This is a genomic window from [Clostridium] clostridioforme AGR2157 (genome assembly GCF_000424325.1).
Taxonomy (GTDB): Bacteria; Bacillota; Clostridia; order Lachnospirales; family Lachnospiraceae; genus Enterocloster; species Enterocloster clostridioformis_A.
The window spans coordinates 30,681-48,198 of the sequence record NZ_AUJR01000020.1; the positions used below are offsets into that span (position 1 = coordinate 30,681).

Annotated in this window: 13 protein-coding genes and 1 pseudogene; 2 read left to right on the forward strand and 12 right to left on the reverse strand. The window is 50.2% G+C overall.

All coding sequences use genetic code 11. From position 1 onward, the window contains the following. Nucleotides 1-237 precede the first annotated feature (237 nt). From ilvB to G614_RS0110205, 7 genes are all read right to left on the reverse strand, one after another. Entirely contained in the window at nt 238-1,920 is a 1,683-nt protein-coding gene (gene ilvB / locus G614_RS0110165; protein ID WP_027641847.1) for a biosynthetic-type acetolactate synthase large subunit, read from the reverse strand. Nucleotides 1,921-2,172: 252 nt separating this feature from the next. Continuing rightward, nucleotides 2,173-3,837, reverse strand: a complete 1,665-nt coding sequence (gene ilvD / locus G614_RS0110170) for a dihydroxy-acid dehydratase (protein ID WP_027641848.1) — start codon at nt 3,835-3,837, stop codon at nt 2,173-2,175. Between the two features lie 48 nt (nt 3,838-3,885). Further along, nucleotides 3,886-4,971, reverse strand: coding sequence for a 3-isopropylmalate dehydrogenase (gene leuB, locus G614_RS0110175; protein WP_027641849.1), 1,086 nt, complete (start codon nt 4,969-4,971; stop codon nt 3,886-3,888). A gap of 209 nt (nt 4,972-5,180) precedes the next feature. Next, complete coding sequence (locus tag G614_RS0110180) at nt 5,181-5,813, reverse strand: GNAT family N-acetyltransferase (protein ID WP_027641850.1); 633 nt, start codon at nt 5,811-5,813, stop codon at nt 5,181-5,183. A 7-nt stretch (nt 5,814-5,820) separates the two neighbouring features. Beyond that, entirely contained in the window at nt 5,821-7,920 is a 2,100-nt protein-coding gene (locus G614_RS0110185; RefSeq protein WP_027641851.1) for a M28 family peptidase, read from the reverse strand. A gap of 77 nt (nt 7,921-7,997) precedes the next feature. Next, nucleotides 7,998-8,969, reverse strand: a complete 972-nt coding sequence (locus G614_RS0110190; protein WP_027641852.1) for an N-acetylmuramoyl-L-alanine amidase family protein — start codon at nt 8,967-8,969, stop codon at nt 7,998-8,000. Between the two features lie 362 nt (nt 8,970-9,331). Further along, complete coding sequence (locus G614_RS0110205; protein ID WP_022201974.1) at nt 9,332-10,234, reverse strand: LysR family transcriptional regulator; 903 nt, start codon at nt 10,232-10,234, stop codon at nt 9,332-9,334. Between the two features lie 105 nt (nt 10,235-10,339). On the opposite strand from G614_RS0110205, the gene G614_RS0110210 reads away from it, so the two are divergent. Next, nucleotides 10,340-11,674, forward strand: a complete 1,335-nt coding sequence (locus G614_RS0110210; protein ID WP_027641853.1) for an MATE family efflux transporter — start codon at nt 10,340-10,342, stop codon at nt 11,672-11,674. Here the strand turns inward: G614_RS0110210 and G614_RS32685 are convergent. Further along, nucleotides 11,652-12,353 (reverse strand): hypothetical protein, encoded by a 702-nt coding sequence (locus G614_RS32685; RefSeq protein WP_022201972.1) that lies wholly within the window; start codon nt 12,351-12,353, stop codon nt 11,652-11,654. The two genes, G614_RS0110210 and G614_RS32685, sit on opposite strands and share 23 nt — an antisense overlap. A gap of 154 nt (nt 12,354-12,507) precedes the next feature. Here G614_RS32685 and G614_RS34365 point away from each other — a divergent pair. Further along, nucleotides 12,508-12,627 (forward strand): annotated as a pseudogene (locus G614_RS34365) (conjugal transfer protein); the annotation flags it as partial. 166 nt (nt 12,628-12,793) lie between these two features. Here the strand turns inward: G614_RS34365 and G614_RS0110225 are convergent. From G614_RS0110225 to recA, 4 genes are all read right to left on the reverse strand, one after another. Continuing rightward, a complete protein-coding gene (locus tag G614_RS0110225) occupies nt 12,794-13,351 on the reverse strand; it encodes a hypothetical protein (protein WP_027641855.1) in 558 nt (185 codons plus the stop codon). Nucleotides 13,352-14,047: 696 nt separating this feature from the next. Beyond that, nucleotides 14,048-15,598, reverse strand: a complete 1,551-nt coding sequence (rny, locus tag G614_RS0110240; RefSeq protein ID WP_027641856.1) for a ribonuclease Y — start codon at nt 15,596-15,598, stop codon at nt 14,048-14,050. Between the two features lie 134 nt (nt 15,599-15,732). After that, nucleotides 15,733-16,350 (reverse strand): regulatory protein RecX, encoded by a 618-nt coding sequence (locus tag G614_RS0110245; RefSeq protein ID WP_027641857.1) that lies wholly within the window; start codon nt 16,348-16,350, stop codon nt 15,733-15,735. Continuing rightward, the gene (gene recA / locus G614_RS0110250; RefSeq protein ID WP_027641858.1) at nt 16,347-17,483 is read right to left on the reverse strand and encodes a recombinase RecA; all 1,137 of its coding nucleotides are present in this window, start codon (nt 17,481-17,483) and stop codon (nt 16,347-16,349) included. Before recA ends, G614_RS0110245 begins: the two co-directional genes overlap by 4 nt. Nucleotides 17,484-17,518 lie beyond the last annotated feature (35 nt).

Here is a 17,518-nt window from a genome sequence, read left to right on the forward strand (position 1 = left end):
ATATCCTCTTTAATATATATATACAGAGGACTCCTCCATATGCGGAACCCGGCACAATACAATGCCATACCGCATACAGAGAAGTCGCCTGACTGTATACTCCATCGTATATCTGTCCCACCTGGCCCAGAGCGTGTCTGAAAATTGCTTTCTGATACGCTCTAGCATGCATTCTGTCGCTTTATCGTGCTAATCTGATAACGCAGCCAAGATATTAAAGACTACTATACACTGTTTTTAATTAATTTTCAAGTCCGTATCGTCAAAAGCATCCGCAATGGGCGCTCCCGGCGATACCATGGGGAATACCTTATCATCGCAGCTGATCTGACAGTCAATGACCACAGGAATGTTTAAGGAGATGGCTTCGCGGAGCACCGGCTCCAGCTCTTCCTTCTGCGTCACACGGTAAGCCCTGGCTCCCATGGCCTCTGCGATCTTCACAAAATCCACCGAATCATTCAGTATGGTCTGGGAATAACGCTTGCCGTAGAACAGGGTCTGCCACTGGCGTACCATGCCCAGCACATGGTTGTTTACAATGACCTCCACCACCGGGATATTATACCGGGTGGCCGTGGCAATCTCGTTCATGTTCATGCGGAAGCAGCCGTCGCCTGCAATGTTGATGACCGTCTTATCCCTGCATCCCATCTTTGCGCCGATGGCAGCGCCCAGGCCATATCCCATGGTTCCCAGTCCTCCCGAAGTAAGGAGGGTGCGGGGCTGGCGGTACTGGTAGTACTGAGCCGCCCACATCTGGTGCTGCCCCACCTCAGTGACAATGACAGCGTCCCCGCCAGTCACCTCGTTGATGGTCTGTACGATGAAAGGACCTGTGAGCAAGTTCTTATCATAGCGCAGCGGGTACATATCCTTCATACGCTCTATATGGGCTATCCACTCGTCGTGGTTCACCGGGTCCAGCCTGGCATTCAGCTTGCGCAGGATGACCTTCACGTCGCCAATGATGCTGGCGTCCACCTTGATATTCTTGTTAATCTCCGCCGGGTCGATGTCCAGCTGGAGAATCTTTGCATTCTTTGCAAACTTGGATGCGTTGCCGGTCACACGGTCGCTGAACCTGGCGCCCACCACAATCAGCAGGTCGGCCTCGGTTATGCCGAAGTTGGAGGTCTTGGTGCCGTGCATGCCCGCCATGCCTGTGTACAGCTCGTCAGCCCCGTCAAAAGCGCCCTTTCCCATAAGGCTGTCTGCCACCGGCGCCTGAATCTTATGGGCAAATGCCCTCAGCTCGTCGGACGCATTGGACAGCACAGCACCGCCGCCCACAAAGATAAACGGCTTTGCCGCCTTGCGGATCATCTCCACGGCCCGGTCCATATCCTGCTCTGTAATGGTATCGCTCTGGTGCACGATTTCCTCCGGAACCCGCTTCTCATATTCGCAGAGCGCAGCCGTCACGTCCTTGGTGATATCCACCAGCACAGGTCCGGGACGTCCTGTCTGCGCTATGGTAAACGCCCTGCGGATGACCGTTGCCAGACGTTTTACATCCTTTACAATAAAATTATGCTTTGTAATGGGCATGGTCACGCCCGTAATGTCGATTTCCTGGAAACTGTCCTTGCCCAGCAGGCTGTTGGTCACGTTGCAGGTAATGGCCACCACCGGCACGGAATCCATATAAGCAGTAGCGATGCCTGTCACCAGATTGGTAGCGCCCGGGCCGGATGTGGCAAGGCACACGCCCACCTTGCCGGTGGCCCTTGCGTAGCCGTCGGCTGCATGGGAAGCCCCCTGCTCGTGGGATGTCAGGATATGGGTGATTTCATCCTGATGCTGGTACAATGCATCATATATATTCAGGATAGCGCCGCCCGGATAACCAAATACGGTGTCCACACCCTGTTCCTTCAAACACTCAACTACAATCTCTGCCCCCGTCAATTTGCTCATATATACTGCACTCCTTTTCTCCATGTTATTTGTAACAGTTCAGACGGCGGAAAAATCGGTGCAGAAGCGGGTGTTAAGCTGGCTTATAAAACCAATTCTGCACCAATTTTTCCATCGGATGGACATCCGATGCTTCTTGACCGGCATTTTCGGTCAAGAAGATGCGCCGTCTGAACTGTTACTGTTATTTCATGATGCGCGCCCCCTACCGCTGCCGCCGGACAGCCCGGTAACGCCCGCAGGCTCCGGAACCTACTTTACCTGCAGCACAGCTCCCCTCTCAGCGGAAGTAACCAGGGACGCGTATCTGGCCAGATAACCCGTGGTGACCTGCGGGGTGCGCGGCTGCCACCTGGCTTTCCTGGCCGCCATCTCCTCGTCAGATACCAGCACGTTCAGCTTATGGTTGTCGATATCAATGGAAATAATATCCCCCTCTTCCACCAGGGCAATGGGTCCGCCCACTGCTGCCTCCGGTGAGGCATGGCCGATGGAAGCGCCTCTGGAAGCACCGGAGAAACGTCCGTCTGTAATCAGGGCCACCGTGGAACCCAGTCCCATACCGGCAATGGCAGAAGTAGGATTGAGCATCTCCCTCATGCCCGGGCCTCCCTTAGGTCCTTCATAACGGATGACCACCACATCTCCGGCCACAATCCTGCCGCCCTTGATGGCATCAATGGCATCCTCCTCGCAGTCAAATACCCTGGCCGGTCCCTCATGCTTTAACATCTCAGGCGCAACAGCGGAGCGTTTCACCACTGCGGAATCCGGGGCCAGATTGCCCTTTAATATGGCAATGCCGCCGGTCTGGCTGTATGGATTCTCCACCGGACGGATAACCTCCGGGTTCTTGTTGACACAATCCTTTATGTTTTCCCCCACGGTCCTGCCCGTGACAGTCATGCAGTCCAGGTTCAAAAGTCCCTTCTTGCTGATTTCCTTCATTACCGCATAGATTCCCCCGGCCTCGTTCAAATCCTCTATGTAGGTGGGGCCTGCCGGCGCCAGATGGCACAGGTTGGGAGTCCTTGCGCTGATTTCGTTGGCAATATCCACGTTCAGCTCCACGCCCGCCTCATGGGCAATGGCAGGAAGGTGAAGCATGCTGTTGGTGGAGCATCCCAGCGCCATATCCATGGTCAGGGCGTTAATGAATGCCTCTTCTGTCATGATATCCCTTGGGCGTATGTTCTTCTCGTACATCTCCATCACCTTCATGCCGGCATGCTTCGCCAGCTTGATGCGCTCGGAGTAAACAGCCGGGATCGTGCCGTTTCCCCTGAGTCCCATGCCCAGAACCTCGGTCAGACAGTTCATGCTGTTAGCCGTATACATACCGGAACACGAACCGCAGGTAGGACATGCCTTATTCTCAAACTCCTTAACATCCTCCTCGGACATATTGCCTGCCGCGTAAGCGCCCACCGCCTCAAACATGCTGGAAAGGCTGGTTTTATGCCCCTTCACATGGCCGGCCAGCATGGGGCCGCCGCTGACAAACACCGTCGGCACATTAATCCTGGCCGCCGCCATCAGAAGTCCCGGAACATTCTTATCACAGTTCGGAACCATTACCAGCGCGTCAAACTGATGGGCCAGCGCCATACACTCCGTGGAATCCGCAATCAAATCCCTGGTCACCAGGGAATACTTCATGCCGATATGTCCCATGGCAATCCCATCGCAGACAGCAATGGCCGGGAACACCACCGGGGTGCCGCCGGCCATGGCAACGCCCAGCTTCACGGCATCCACAATTTTATCCAGGTTCATATGGCCCGGAACTATCTCATTATAGGAACTTACAATACCCACCAGAGGCTTTCTCATTTCTTCCTCTGTCATACCAAGAGCATTAAACAGGGACCTGTGGGGTGCCTGCTGCATACCTGTCTTAACTGCATCACTTTTCATGTCGTATCCCCTTTCATCTAATCCGGACAGGAATCCATCCGGCCTTCATCATCCAATCCGTCCCGCAATCAAATCACCCATTTTGCAGGTGCCCACCTTGACGCATCCCTCCGACATAATGTCCCCGGTGCGGTATCCTTCGGTCAGAACAGCCTGTACAGCCTGCTCAATGGCATCTGCCTCCCGGTCCAAATCAAAGGAATAGCGCAGCAGCATGGCTGCCGAAAGGATGGTGGCAATGGGGTTGGCCATATCCTTACCCGCAATGTCGGGAGCAGAGCCATGGCTGGGCTCATAGAGACCAAACCTGCTCTCATTCATGCTGGCGGAGGACAGCATTCCGATAGAGCCTGTAATCATGCTGGCCTCATCCGAAAGGATGTCCCCAAACATATTCTCCGTAAGAATCACATCAAACTGACCGGGATTCATGACCAGCTGCATGGCACAATTGTCCACCAGCATGTGGGACAGCTCCACTTCCGGGTAATCCCCGGCCACTTCCTCTACCACCCTCCTCCACAATCTGGAGGAATCAAGGACATTGGCCTTATCCACGCTGGTCACTTTCTTCCTGCGCTTCATGGCAATATCAAACGCCTTAACGGCAATCCTTCTGATTTCCTTTTCATTATATGTAAGTGTGTCCACGGCTGTCATGACGCCGTCCACTTCCCTTGTATACCTGTCCCCAAAATAAAGACCGCCGGTAAGCTCCCTCATAATGACCATATCAAAGCCATCCCCTATAATATCCTTCTTCAGAGGGCAGGCCTCAGCCAATTCCTTATAAAGATAAGCCGGCCTGATATTAGCAAAGAGCCCCAGCCCCTTGCGGATAGCCAGAAGTCCCGCCTCCGGCCTGAGGTTGGGAGCCACATCATACCACCGTGAGTTTCCCACATCTCCGCCCACGGCCCCCAGAAGCACCGCATCGCTCTTTCTGGCCGTCTCCAGAGCTTCCTCTGTAAGCGGAACCCCATACGCATCAATGGAGCACCCCCCCATCAGAATCTCGGTATAATCAAACGAATGGCCGTACACCTTTCCCACCTGGTCCAGCACCTTCCTGGCCTCTCTCACAATCTCCGGTCCAATCCCATCACCCGGAATCACAGTCACATTATAATTCATGATGCATGTCTCCCCTATTTTCTATTCTTTGTGGTTATATTTATCCGCAATAAAACGATTTCTTTCAATCATATATCATTTGAAAAGGTATTTCAACCTTTCCGGCAGAATTTCGCCATAGTGAAATATACAAGTTTGGAATTATTATCATGACTGGAAGTTATGGAAGAACCGCAAACAGCCTGCCTCCTATTGCCTATCTCCGGCTCCTATGCCTCCCTGACCAGACAATACTGTCTCAACGCAAAATGCTTTTCCATCACGCCAAAGACCTTAAACCCAAAATGCTCATACAGAGGCACATTATCCGGATTATGGGTTTCCAGCGATATCATGAGCTTGTGCTGGTCAGCATAACGGATGACCTCACCTAACAGCAGGGCTGCCAGGCCGTGATGCTGCATATCCGGCCGGACAGCCAGGTAAATAATGTGTATCCGTTCCGTCTGGTGGAGCTGGGCCGTCCATCTGGAGTTGAGGTAATCCTTGCCCAGCATGAACTTCCACAGAGTCTTAAGGCTGGGGTCCTCCTTAATCAGGAACTCATCGGTCCTAAGAGAAGCCCATGCCTCTGCCAGATAATAGGTCAGCGGGTTATATGGCTCGGTTTCATCGGAAACAACCAGCAGGGAATTCATCTCAGGGCTGTCTGAGTATATCTCGCAGGTCTCATAGAATTCTGTCAGGTCACAGGCAAACAGCTCCGGCAGAAGCCGTTTCCTTATCTCCTCATCCGGGATCAGTTTACAGTATAACGGGTCGTGTTCAAAACACCCGGTCAGCAGTTTCTCCAATCTGGGCAAGTCCTCCTCCTTAACCCGGTATAATTGTCGGCTTTCCATCTCTCATTTACTCCTCCTGTATCTTACTCTCATTTGTATCTAAGTCCTTATTTATTTCAGAAGCCCATTGAACTGCCTGCCGGATTGCCTCCAGGAGTTTGCCGGCGGATGTAATCATGTACCGGATGTCATCCTCATAGCAGCCAAGCTGGTTTTCCCGCGCCCTGACAAGGACATCATATTCCTCCCGGGTATCCGGGTTTTCTTCCCGCGCCTTGGCCTTCAGGCTCTCAACCAGGCTAAACAGGTTCTGGTGATGGACAATCCTTCCCGCCCCCCATTTAAGCCGGTCAGAAGGCTGGTTCAGGACGTATTCCGTAAAATAGGTATAGACCTCCTCCTCAAACAAAAGCGCGTAGCGGTTGTTGTCTATGGTATAGACAGCCTCCAGGGCTCCGGTCAGGTCATGCTTTTCAAGACAGGCAATGGCCCTGTCCATGGCCCTTACATTTTCCTGGACCGCCTGCTGGGGAAAGAGCACATCATCGTGCCAGCTCAGCCGGACAAAATAATCCTGTTCCTTTTTAAAGATGCGCAGGAGTTCCCGGTTAAACGGCCGGCACCCCGCTGCCAGTTCATCGGCTTTCTCTTCCTCGCCGCGGTCCAGAAGCCGTCCGTATATCCTGTTTATTTCCCTTATTTTTCCATAAAGGGCTTCTCCTGCTTCGATTCCCTGGTCCAAAACCAAACGCAGCCCCGGCAGATCGGCTCCCGCCCCGCGGCAGACGCTGCCGTCAATGCTGGCCGCTGCGCCCTCAAACAGTCTTGCAAAATTCATGGGCACTGCCGCTGTCCTGTCAAAAGCCAGGACAAGGCCGGCGTACATCTCATGGTGGAACCGGTACACCGGTTCCTGGTAAAAGTTTTCATTGTCATACTGGGAATGGTAATGGGTCTCCATAAATTCCCCTGCGCTGAAATCATTGACCATGGACGGAATTCCCCCGATAGCCATGGAAAAATCATCCGACCAAGTCTGTATGGGGCTCAGCACTTCCACCCCCTCCGGATATGGCTGGCAGGTAAAAAAACCGGCTGGCGAACCGGTTATAAATTCCTCCAGGAAATCCGTGAACTCATACACGCACCGCACAGCATCCTTCCTGCCATGGGCATGGGCAGGCAGTTCGAAGTTCAGATCCGCAATAACCTTTCCCGCCCAGTCAGGCCTGGCTGTAAATACCTGCTCATAGGCGCCGGCGGACCAGTCGTATTTGGAATTCACCACTCCCCACTCCTCCGCAGCCATGGCGCAGAACACAAGTGTCTTTCTGGGCTTATATCCTGACCGCAGCACGGCTCTGGCTATGCCAAGCATCATGGCCACCGCGGCATTGTCGTCCTGAAATCCGCTGAAATAGGAGTCGTAATGGGCCGACAGCAGAATCATTCCTTCCTCTGTCCCCGGTATGGTTCCTATGATATTATAAGTCTCCTGATCCTTAAGCACCGTGGATGAGGCGTCCAGGCGCACCCGCACCTGATTTTCCTTCCCCATGGACGCCTTCAGCACACCAGCGTCCGCCCGGGACATGGAAAAGGCAGGGGCGTCAGCCGGCCCTGCTATGTCCTGGGCGTTAAGGGCCGTGTCGTTTATCTCCCCATACCCCCGCTCCTGGACAGCAATCAGGGCAGCTGCCCCTTTGAGCCGGGCCTGGTATACGGGAAAATTGATCCACCACTCATCCCTCTGGTTGATATCGATGAGAACCAGCTTTCCGGCCACATCCACCTGTCTGTAATCTGCCGCCGTCCCCTTTCCCAGGTATACCAGGCTGAATTCCCGAAATCCGCCGGTATGGAAATCTGTCTGGTAAGCACCCAATTGAAACTCGTGCTCCCTGCCCCGGCTGTCTGTAAAAAGCATGACTGCCTTCTCAAACTCCCAGCTGTCCACGGATATCCTGTCCTTATGTACGTCCGCAAGCCCCAGGGACTCCATTTCCCGGACCAGCATCCCGCCTGTCTCAAACTCCGCCCTTGACCCGGCGGTTCTGTATCCCAGCACCGGGTTGGTGCGGTACTGCTCCATCCGCTTAGCCAGATCATAGGAATATCCTGTGTCTGTTTCCATGCAGATTCTCTTTCTCCACTCTTCCTCATTCATGACACATCACCTCAAAAATAGCTGTAGGAGTACATTCCTATACTCCTACAGCATCCTGTATTCCATGTTCAGTTGTGTTACTGGTTAATCTTTGCCCCGTCATCCCCTACCCAGTAGGAATCCGGTGTCAGACAGTTGGTCAGCATCTCGCCGTTGTCGGAGCAGTAATACTCCTTACCGTCCCACTGTACCCATCCGGTCACCATGTAGCCCTGTGCGTCAAAGAAATACCACTTATCTCCTATCTGCTGCCAGCTGTTGGCCGGATAGCTGCCGTCCGCGTTGCGGTACCACCATCTGCCGTTCTCCGGGGTCTGTACCCATTCTCCGTTACCTCCCGTGGGATTCTCCCTGAACTGGGCCGCCTTTTCCTCCGGTATGTAGGTGCTGGGAGATTCCGCCCAGTCTCCTTTTTCCTTGCTGTCGAATTTGCTTACAGGCCTCACCTTGACCGTGTAGGCCGTATCGCCCTTCTGCAGGCGCTCACGGCAGTTGCATGTATTGGTGCCCACTGTCATGACAGCGCCCACTGCCTTGTCGTCCCTGTACACACGCACCTCATAGCTGCCCGCTGCCGGTATGGCGTCCCAGGTGGCTATGCCGTCCTCTGTGAGGACCACGTTCGTCAAAGCATGAAGGGAGGTGTTCAGGGCCTGGAGCTCCACTTCCATCAGCAGGGTGGTGCTGGAATCCTCCCTCTTGGAATTTTTGAACTCAGCTCCGCCTTTTATGATCACCTTATCCTTTGGAAGGGACTGGAAATAATAATCATCGTTGGCTGTGAGGGTAATCTGGATTCTGGGTATGGTGTCCTCCCTCCATTCCACATCGTCATTCAGAATTTCATAGCCATCCACAGAGTACTTGTTGCTGCTGGTCTCAATCTCTATCAGCTCGTCTCCGAAATCCGTATCCGGCTTTATCTCTGCTTTTATTGTCAGGTTTATGGACTTAATGGGTTTACGGCTGGCGCCGTATGCAGGAAACACCATCAGGGCAGCCAGTACTCCTGCCGCAGCCATCATTAATCTCCGCTTCATGTGCAGCATATTATGATTCCTCCTTTTTCCGTTCCTGGTATAACCCTACTTTATCCAGTTTTGCCTGCTGTGTCAATATACATTTCCTTAAGATTCTCTGGCTGAAGATTCTACGGCTATCATAATTCTCCACGAACATGGATACAAATCCTCCTTCGGCATCCGGAACACCAGATAGGAGACCCGGGCACCATGTCCAATCAGCCTTGGGTCAAGGGCCGGATGGCCGTTGGCCATCCTCCTGATGAAAAAACAGGCCGTTTAATTCCCAGTTTATACACAATGCAGATCACATATATTCTAGCATGATACATGGATGGTACAATCTCTTTTTCTTTAAACAGTTATTTACCAAACCTATACTTCCCGGATTAATCAGGCGCTCCTGACAGATAGGAGGTCACCTGTGGTATTGTCTCCAGCTTTTTATGAAGGAGCTTTAAAAAAAGGGAGACGGTCTCCGTCTGCTTGCACGTTTTTTTCAGATAATATATAATCCGGTCCGGCGGCGGCGAGGACAGGTAGTGAATCGAGACATGGCTGCCAACGATTTTATCCGCCACGGACGCAGGGACAATAGCCCAGGTATCTTTCCAGAGCAGGGCATGTTCCAGCAAATCCATCTGATCCAGCGATACTTCGAATTCCGGCCTGGAGCGGAACCAGTAATCATGCCATGCATCGTACTCAGGGTTCCACGGAAGCAGGATTTCCTGACTGGGTTTCAGCATAGCAGGAGAAACCGAGTCAGGATAATTGCAACTGTTGTTTGCAACGAAGACCATTGGCTCAAAAAAGGCGGGAATCGTCTCCACATTCTTATAATACATATGGTCCGAAATAAAAGCGATGTCAATCAGCCCACTGTCTATATACTGATAGGCTTCATAGGAATGGTAGTTGTGAAAGCAGATGCTCACTTGAGGATACTGCTGTGAGAATTGTTCAAAAACATCCGGCAGAATATAACTGCTCACGCTTCCCACAGAGGACAGATTTAGGATTCTGGGGCTGTTAAGCCGTTTGATTTCCTGGGCTTCCTGCCATACGCCAAGCCATTTGTGGGCGACAGCAATGAATGCTTCTCCCTGCTTTGTCAGGACAATATTACGCTTTCCCCTGTTTCGTTCAAATAACGGATATCCCAGTTCTGCTTCTAAGACTTTGATTCTCCGGCTGAGTGCCGGCTGGGTCACATACAAATTCTGCGCGGCACAGGATATGGAGCCGGCCTTCAGTATCTCAAAAAATGCTTCAATTTCCAGATGAGTCATGGTTCTTTCCCTCATAATATAAAGTTCCGTTTATATATTATCGCATAATATGGCATTTTACAACTATTTTTCTTTGCGGTAAACTGTTATGCGGAGGTAACAACGATGAATCTGACTGATGACTTAACAAACGGCATTATCTGGAAACAGTTGACTGCCCTGGCCCTGCCTTTGATATGGGGAAATATCCTGCAGCAGATGTATAACACCATTGATTCCTTTGTAGTGGGGCATTATATCGGAGAAACCGCCTTTGCAGCCGCGGGCGTTGCAGGCAGTGTCATGAACTTGTCTCTTTTTGTCATAAGCGGGTGCTGTAACGGGATTGCGATTATCATAGCGGAATTGTATGGACAAAAGAACTGGGATTTATTAAGGAAAGAAAGCTTTCTATCGCTTGCATTCGGGGGCGGCTTTACGATCATGCTGAGTATGTGCGGGATGCTGGCCTTGCAGCCTTTACTCAGAGGCATACAGACACCGGCAGAGGTTGCGGGGTTTGTACAGGAGTATCTGAGGATTATCTATTTGGGGCTGCCTGCGGTATTTCTTTATAACTGGTGTGCGGCCGTACTGCGCGGGGCAGGCGATACGGGAGCATCCCTTTGGATTCTCTTGCTTGCTATGGGGTTAAACACCATTCTTGACTTCCTCTTTGTCCTTTCCTTTGGCTTGGGGATGGCCGGCACTGCGTATGCTACCGTGGTTTCGCAGTTGTTCGCTGCTTTTATATGCCTGGGATATATGAAAAAACAGACTCCGAAACTGCTGTTTCATGCGAGAGATGTCTCTTTCCATTTTCCATTGTTTATGAGAACAATCATGTTGGGAACGATCTCTGCGCTCCATCAGTCAAGCCTCTATATCGGGAAACTGCTGGTACAGGGAACCGTAAATACCGGCGGAACCGGAATGATATCCGCCTACACCGCCACGGCGCGGATCGAAGGGTTTGCCAATTCCTTCGGAGACAGCGGCTGTACGGCAATTTCAATCTTCACGGCACAAAACCGCGGAGCCCACAAAAGAGTGAGGATAAGGCAGGGATTTTTGTGTGGATTACGGATGATGGCGGGCCTGGGGCTGGTATTGTCCATAACTATGTTTTTGACATCAGGACCTGCTGTGATCTTGTTGATGGGGGCGGCATCTGGTCCGGTTTTAAACCATGCCAGGTCTTATATGAACGTAATATCCGTCTTTTATGTCCTCTGCTTCCTTGGTAATTCCTTTGTAGGCTTTTATCGCGGGCTTGGCATGGTACAGGTTCCGGTCTTTGGTACCATCCTGCATATTTCGATCCGCGTAATTCTGTCCTATGTATTGATCAGGCATTGGGGGCTGGCGGCGGTTGCTTTTGCTACCGGAGCCGGATGGGCAGCGGTGGTGCTGTTCCAGTGGATACTGTACCGGAGAGTTACCACCGAGCCGGAAGCTTGACAATCCGCTGCACCGTATTCGCTTCATCCAGCCAGACTAGCAGCTTGTTAGATTCTGAGATGATGCGGAAAGAGGAGAGTTCATTCATACCGTAGGATATGACGGGACAGTCTTTGGGAACCTGGTAAACGGTACCTGATGAAGAGACCAGGCACCAGCTTTCATCTTCCTGCCGCTCAAAGGCATCTGTGAGGATATAATCCGGGGCGCTGACGCCTTCTGGCATTTGGCTGATGATAATCTCGGCCGTGGTCTGGGGAGGCAGGCTTTCGGCCACCGTAGTCCGGATATCGGCATAAATCACATCCCCGGCCTTGATATCAGACAGCTCTGCCCGAAAGCCGCTCTCCCCGTTTACGAAACGGGTGTCATAGACGGAAGTGTGTAAAAGAATCTCTCCGCAATAAGTTTCCTCAGACTGGCTTTCTACCAGGATTTTCTCATCTTCTACTTCTTTTACGATTGCCCGGATGCGCATGGTTTCCGTCTGCTCCGCTTCTATGCCGGGACCGTATGCTTCTTCAGCGCGGGTTTCGGAAACCAGAAGAACCGAAGACTGTGCCATGGCAATCCCCGAGTTTAAGATGGACATAATCCCTGTGCAGCAGAAAATAAAACCCAACTTTCTCTTAAACGTGTTTCCTGGCGGGAACCAATCAATACTTCGTTTATTCTTCATGACAGTCTCCTTTGTGAGTGATTTCTTTTTCCTGAACAGTTTCAATAAGGCATGGTCGCAATGATGGCTTTATGCTTCCTGTGCTGCATCAATAATGGCATTTATCTCCTGATGGGTAAGAACCGGCGGAAGAGTGCACCCTTTATGGACGGGGGATATGCGGCGGTGCAGCGTGTGCGGTGCGCCCTTTGCGTCCAGCTCTAACCGGGCTATTTACTGCCCGGACTGGCGGAAGCGTATCACCCCCAGACAGACCGCCGAACGCATAAGGTAAATGCGGGCGAATGTGTCCGTGTGCAAAAAGGAAGCGGTAAGGAATTTATACCTTTACCCCCGGAAATGGCGTTCTATTGCGTAACAATCCAATCTCTGCACCCACGAAAAACCGGGGCGCGGTAGCTATCTGATGCTGACGCATCCCGGCTCTTTATAAAGAAACTCTAACATCCACTTGACTTAATTAACTTTCGAACTTCACGAATTCTTCGAATAACAGCAGTTTCACTTTGTTCATATTGTCTTTGAAGTGTACGAATAAATACTATTTCATCCATTTTGGGAACACTATGATCATATTTATAAAGCTCACTCACAATTTGCTCAAATGGCATAATATAAGCTGCTGTCATATAATTAGTTCTCTGCTCTTCGTGACTGTTGGTTTTTCCTTTCTTTTTTCTAAAAAAACACTCATCCACTTTGTTGCCATACCCAACATCAAATATATAATGAATAATCTCATGAATATACGCAAATTTATGTTTTTTTAGTTCTTTTCTTAGCCTAATTAGACCATAATAATTGCTGTCATCAATTGGAATGAGTTCTGCCTCGTTATCATCAGCCATATTTGTAACATATTCAACTTTTAGCCCTAATTTCCCGGACAAATCGTCATCATCAGCACTTAATTTTAACAAATATAACTTACTATTTCTTAGAGTATTTTCCATCTCTTCCATTTCTGCAACAGTAAAGTCTTTTTTTCTCCAAAGCATAAATTCACCCCTATTCAATATGTTTAGACTAGCCATGGGCTAATCAAAACCGCCCTTTTTACTCGATTATATATTTCAAAAGTCAAAAAAAGACCACAAACAAACAGTAAAATAGGGGCAACATAAGGAAGTATCGTATTATTATTTCCAACGCTGAGGGTTGCAAAAAAAATTGCAAGGAAGTCAAATATCAGTCGAATAACAAGCTTTGCATTTTGGGGAGAGTGTCCATTATATCTTCCATATGTATCATACGCACCAGAAACTACATCCCACATTGCATTTTACATATAAAAAATAAACCTGCACCAAAGACGCAGGTACCTTTCTACTTCAATAGGATTTACTTGTATGCCTATTATCTTCGGCACCCATATTATTATATTGGCATTATATCATGTACTCTGCAGTCTGTCAAACCTTTGGATACGAACGGGAGCTGGCCGCTGCCTATAAGCGGATCCAGCAGCTGGAAAACAGGGCGCTGCGGGCGGTAAGCTGAAACGGAACTCGAAGAAGAAAAAGGAAAGAATCTGCGGTTAATGACCCAGATCAATAAGGATTTCGAAAATTCTTCCCTGCCGTTGGAAATTATAAAAGCTAATAAGAAGTTACAAGAAGTAAAAAAATGCCCCAAACCCGCATGAATACTGGATTCTTACGGTATTTAGGGCATTTGGTTTTCACTCCGAACAATTACTTCGCGTAATCCGTGACTCTTGATTCACGAATCACATTTACCTTAATCTGTCCCGGATATTCCAGCTCGTCCTCAATCCGTTTGGAAACATCTCTTGCCAGCAATATCATATCGTCATCGCTGATCTGTTCCGGAACTACCATGATACGAACCTCGCGGCCTGCCTGAATGGCAAAAGACTTGTCCACTCCCTTAAAGGAATTGGTTATATCTTCTAATTGTTTCAATCTGTTTGTATATGTCTCCAGAGTCTCACGCCTTGCACCGGGTCTTGCAGCAGATATGGTATCAGCTGCCTGTACAATGCAGGAAATGAGGCTGGTAGGTTCAACATCGCCATGATGGGATTCCACCGCATTCAGCACAGTGGCAGATTCCTTATACTTCTTACACAGGTCTGCACCTAGCTGAACATGGGTGCCCTCCATGTCATGGTCAACGGATTTACCAATGTCATGTAATAAACCGGCACGTTTGGCTAAACGTACATCCACTCCAAGTTCTGACGCCAAAAGTCCTGACAGCTGGGCCACCTCGATAGAATGCCTTAATGCGTTCTGGCCATAGCTGGTCCTGAACTTCATCTTACCAAGTAACTTAACTAATTCCGGATGAATTCCGTGGATGCCAACTTCAAGACAGGCTGCCTCGCCCTCTTCCCTCATGTTGTTCTCCACTTCTTTCTGTGCCTTCTCTACCATCTCCTCGATTCTGGCCGGATGAATACGTCCGTCCACAATCAAACGCTCCAATGCAATTCTAGCAACTTCTCTACGTATTGGATCAAATCCGGATAATACTACTGCTTCCGGGGTATCGTCGATAATCAGTTCCACACCCGTAAGGGTCTCAAGGGTACGAATGTTGCGGCCCTCTCGTCCGATGATGCGGCCTTTCATCTCGTCGTTAGGAAGCTGTACAACAGAAACCGTTGTCTCAGCCACATGGTCTGCGGCGCACCGCTGAATGGCAGTCACCACTAAATCCCTGGCCTTCTTGTCAGCTTCTTCCTTTGCCTTGTTTTCAAGTTCCTTAATTAATTTAGCTGTGTCATGTTTTACATCTTCTTCAACAGATTTTAAAAGATATTCTTTTGCCTGTTCGGAGGTTAGACCGGATATCCGTTCCAGTTCCTGTATCCCCTGCTCATACTGGGATTCCACTTCTGCAGTACGCTTACTGAGAATATTTTCCCTCCTGACCAGGTCCGCCTCCTTCTTTTCCAGGGCATCTGCCTTTTTTTCAACGTTTTCTTCCTTGCTTAATACTCGTTTTTCATAACGTTGAAGTTCCGCTCTTCTTTCCTTGGTTTCCTTCTCTAACTCATTTTTCGTCTTTAAAGATTCTTCCTTGGCTTCCAGGAGAGCTTCTCGCTTCTTTGTCTCTGCGGTTTTTAATGCTTCATCTATTATTTCCCTTGATTTTTCTTCTGCACTTCCTACCTTGCTGTCATACTGCTTCCTCTCGTAATTGCGTGCAGCAAACCAAGTAATAATAGCCACAACTATCATAACGATAATCATCATAGGGACCATTATCTGTGACACAGGAGCACCTCCTTATTTAATTTTCATTGTACGAACTACAACATATTAATTTTATACTTTTTTCAGAATTATGTCAAGTATCTTCCCCTTATTTTCCCGCAGAGACAGACAATATAGACAAATTACAACAGGGTCTAATCCTGGTTTTCAGCGGTTTTAATCTCCCTCAATACCCTGTTTATCACTTCAAAGGAGTATCCCTTCCTCCCTAAAAAGGCCGCCAGACGGCCTTTTTCCTGGTAGGATACCTCCTGTTTTCCCTTAAGCCGCCTGGTCAGAGCCTGCCTGGCTGATTCCTCCTCGTCCACAGGCGACTGGTCCAGCGCTTCCTCTATGTAAGCCGAATCCACGCCCTTTTGCTGCATCTCATATACCATCTGGCGGCGGCTCTTTTTCTCCGCATAGGAGCGCACATAGCTCTGGGCATAGGCATTGTCATCCACAAAATGGTATTCCTTCAGGAAATTTACAGCATATTCCACTGCCTCTTTGGGGTATCCTGCCTTACCAAGTTTTTCCTCCATCCACTTCTCGGTTTTTCCTGAATCCTTTAATAAATGGAGGGCATACTCCTTTGACCTTGGACACAGTACATCCCTGAGGATTTCCTCATACACCCTGTCTTCCAGCTCTCTGCCTTCCTCTATCCTGTACCGTTCCACCTCACCCCTGTATAAAACAAAGGCAAAGCCTTCCTCCAGGAAGACTTTGCTCTTTCTCTTATCTACAGGGATGACGGCTGCCACCATCATACCAGTTCAGGGGCATCCGCATCAGGTCCCCCTGTTTCAGTTTCCGCCTGTTTGGCGGCTGTCTTGAAGGCTTCGGCTGCCTCCATGGCTTCCTCTGCCCCGGGCAGTTCATACTTTGCCCTTACCTTGGCCTCCACCTCAGCGCAGATGACCGGGTTATCAGACAGGTACTGCTTGGAATTCTCACGTCCCTGGCCAATCTTAGAGCCGTTATAGGCGAACCAGGCGCCGCTCTTCTCAATGATGTTCTCCTTAACAGCCAGGTCCAGGATATCGCCTTCCTTGGAAATGCCCCTGCCAAACATGATATCGAACTCAGCCTCCTTAAAAGGAGGTGCAATCTTATTCTTCACTACCTTTACCCTGACACGGTTTCCGGTGACCTCTCCGCCCTGCTTTAAGGTTTCTATCCTGCGGACATCAAGACGCACGGATGCGTAGAACTTCAGAGCACGTCCGCCTGTGGTGGTCTCCGGGTTGCCAAACATGACGCCCACCTTCTCACGCAGCTGGTTGATGAAGATGACAATACAGTTGGACTTGCTGATGACAGCGGTCAGCTTCCTCAGAGCCTGTGACATAAGTCTGGCCTGAAGGCCCACATGGGAATCTCCCATCTCGCCGTCAATCTCAGCCTTGGGAACCAGGGCTGCCACGGAGTCCACAATCACGATATCCACGGCACCGGAGCGCACCATGGTCTCGGTAATCTCCAGGGCCTGCTCGCCGCTATCCGGCTGGGAGATGTACAGGTTATCAATATCCACTCCTATGTTCCTGGCATATACAGGATCCAGGGCATGTTCCGCATCAATGAAGCCTGCAATGCCTCCGCGCTTCTGTACCTCTGCCACCATGTGCAGGGCGACCGTGGTCTTACCGGAAGACTCGGGTCCATATACCTCTACGATCCTGCCCTTGGGAACTCCGCCCAATCCCAGAGCAATGTCCAGGCTGATGGAGCCGGTGGGAACTGTCTCAATATTCATGTTGGCCCTGGAATCCCCCAGCTTCATGACGGATCCTTTTCCGTATGCCTTCTCAATCTGGGTCAGGGCAGCGTCCAACGCCTTTAACTTCTCGTCTTTATTCATATCGCGGTTGATTACATTACTCTTCTCTTCTCTGGCCATAGTTTCCTCCAATGCCTTTCATGCGAACAAATGTT

Bases quoted from the DNA above. Each gene is read 5' to 3' on its own strand.
- ilvB (WP_027641847.1), bottom strand. From the start codon at position 1,920: ATGAGCAAATTGACGGGGGCAGAGATTGTAGTTGAGTGTTTGAAGGAA.
- ilvD (WP_027641848.1), bottom strand. From the start codon at position 3,837: ATGAAAAGTGATGCAGTTAAGACAGGTATGCAGCAGGCACCCCACAGG.
- leuB (WP_027641849.1), bottom strand. From the start codon at position 4,971: ATGAATTATAATGTGACTGTGATTCCGGGTGATGGGATTGGACCGGAG.
- G614_RS0110180 (WP_027641850.1), bottom strand. From the start codon at position 5,813: ATGGAAAGCCGACAATTATACCGGGTTAAGGAGGAGGACTTGCCCAGA.
- G614_RS0110185 (WP_027641851.1), bottom strand. From the start codon at position 7,920: ATGAATGAGGAAGAGTGGAGAAAGAGAATCTGCATGGAAACAGACACA.
- G614_RS0110190 (WP_027641852.1), bottom strand. From the start codon at position 8,969: ATGCTGCACATGAAGCGGAGATTAATGATGGCTGCGGCAGGAGTACTG.
- G614_RS0110205 (WP_022201974.1), bottom strand. From the start codon at position 10,234: ATGACTCATCTGGAAATTGAAGCATTTTTTGAGATACTGAAGGCCGGC.
- G614_RS0110210 (WP_027641853.1), top strand. From the start codon at position 10,340: ATGAATCTGACTGATGACTTAACAAACGGCATTATCTGGAAACAGTTG.
- G614_RS32685 (WP_022201972.1), bottom strand. From the start codon at position 12,353: ATGAAGAATAAACGAAGTATTGATTGGTTCCCGCCAGGAAACACGTTT.
- G614_RS0110225 (WP_027641855.1), bottom strand. From the start codon at position 13,351: ATGCTTTGGAGAAAAAAAGACTTTACTGTTGCAGAAATGGAAGAGATG.
- G614_RS0110245 (WP_027641857.1), bottom strand. From the start codon at position 16,350: ATGATGGTGGCAGCCGTCATCCCTGTAGATAAGAGAAAGAGCAAAGTC.
- recA (WP_027641858.1), bottom strand. From the start codon at position 17,483: ATGGCCAGAGAAGAGAAGAGTAATGTAATCAACCGCGATATGAATAAA.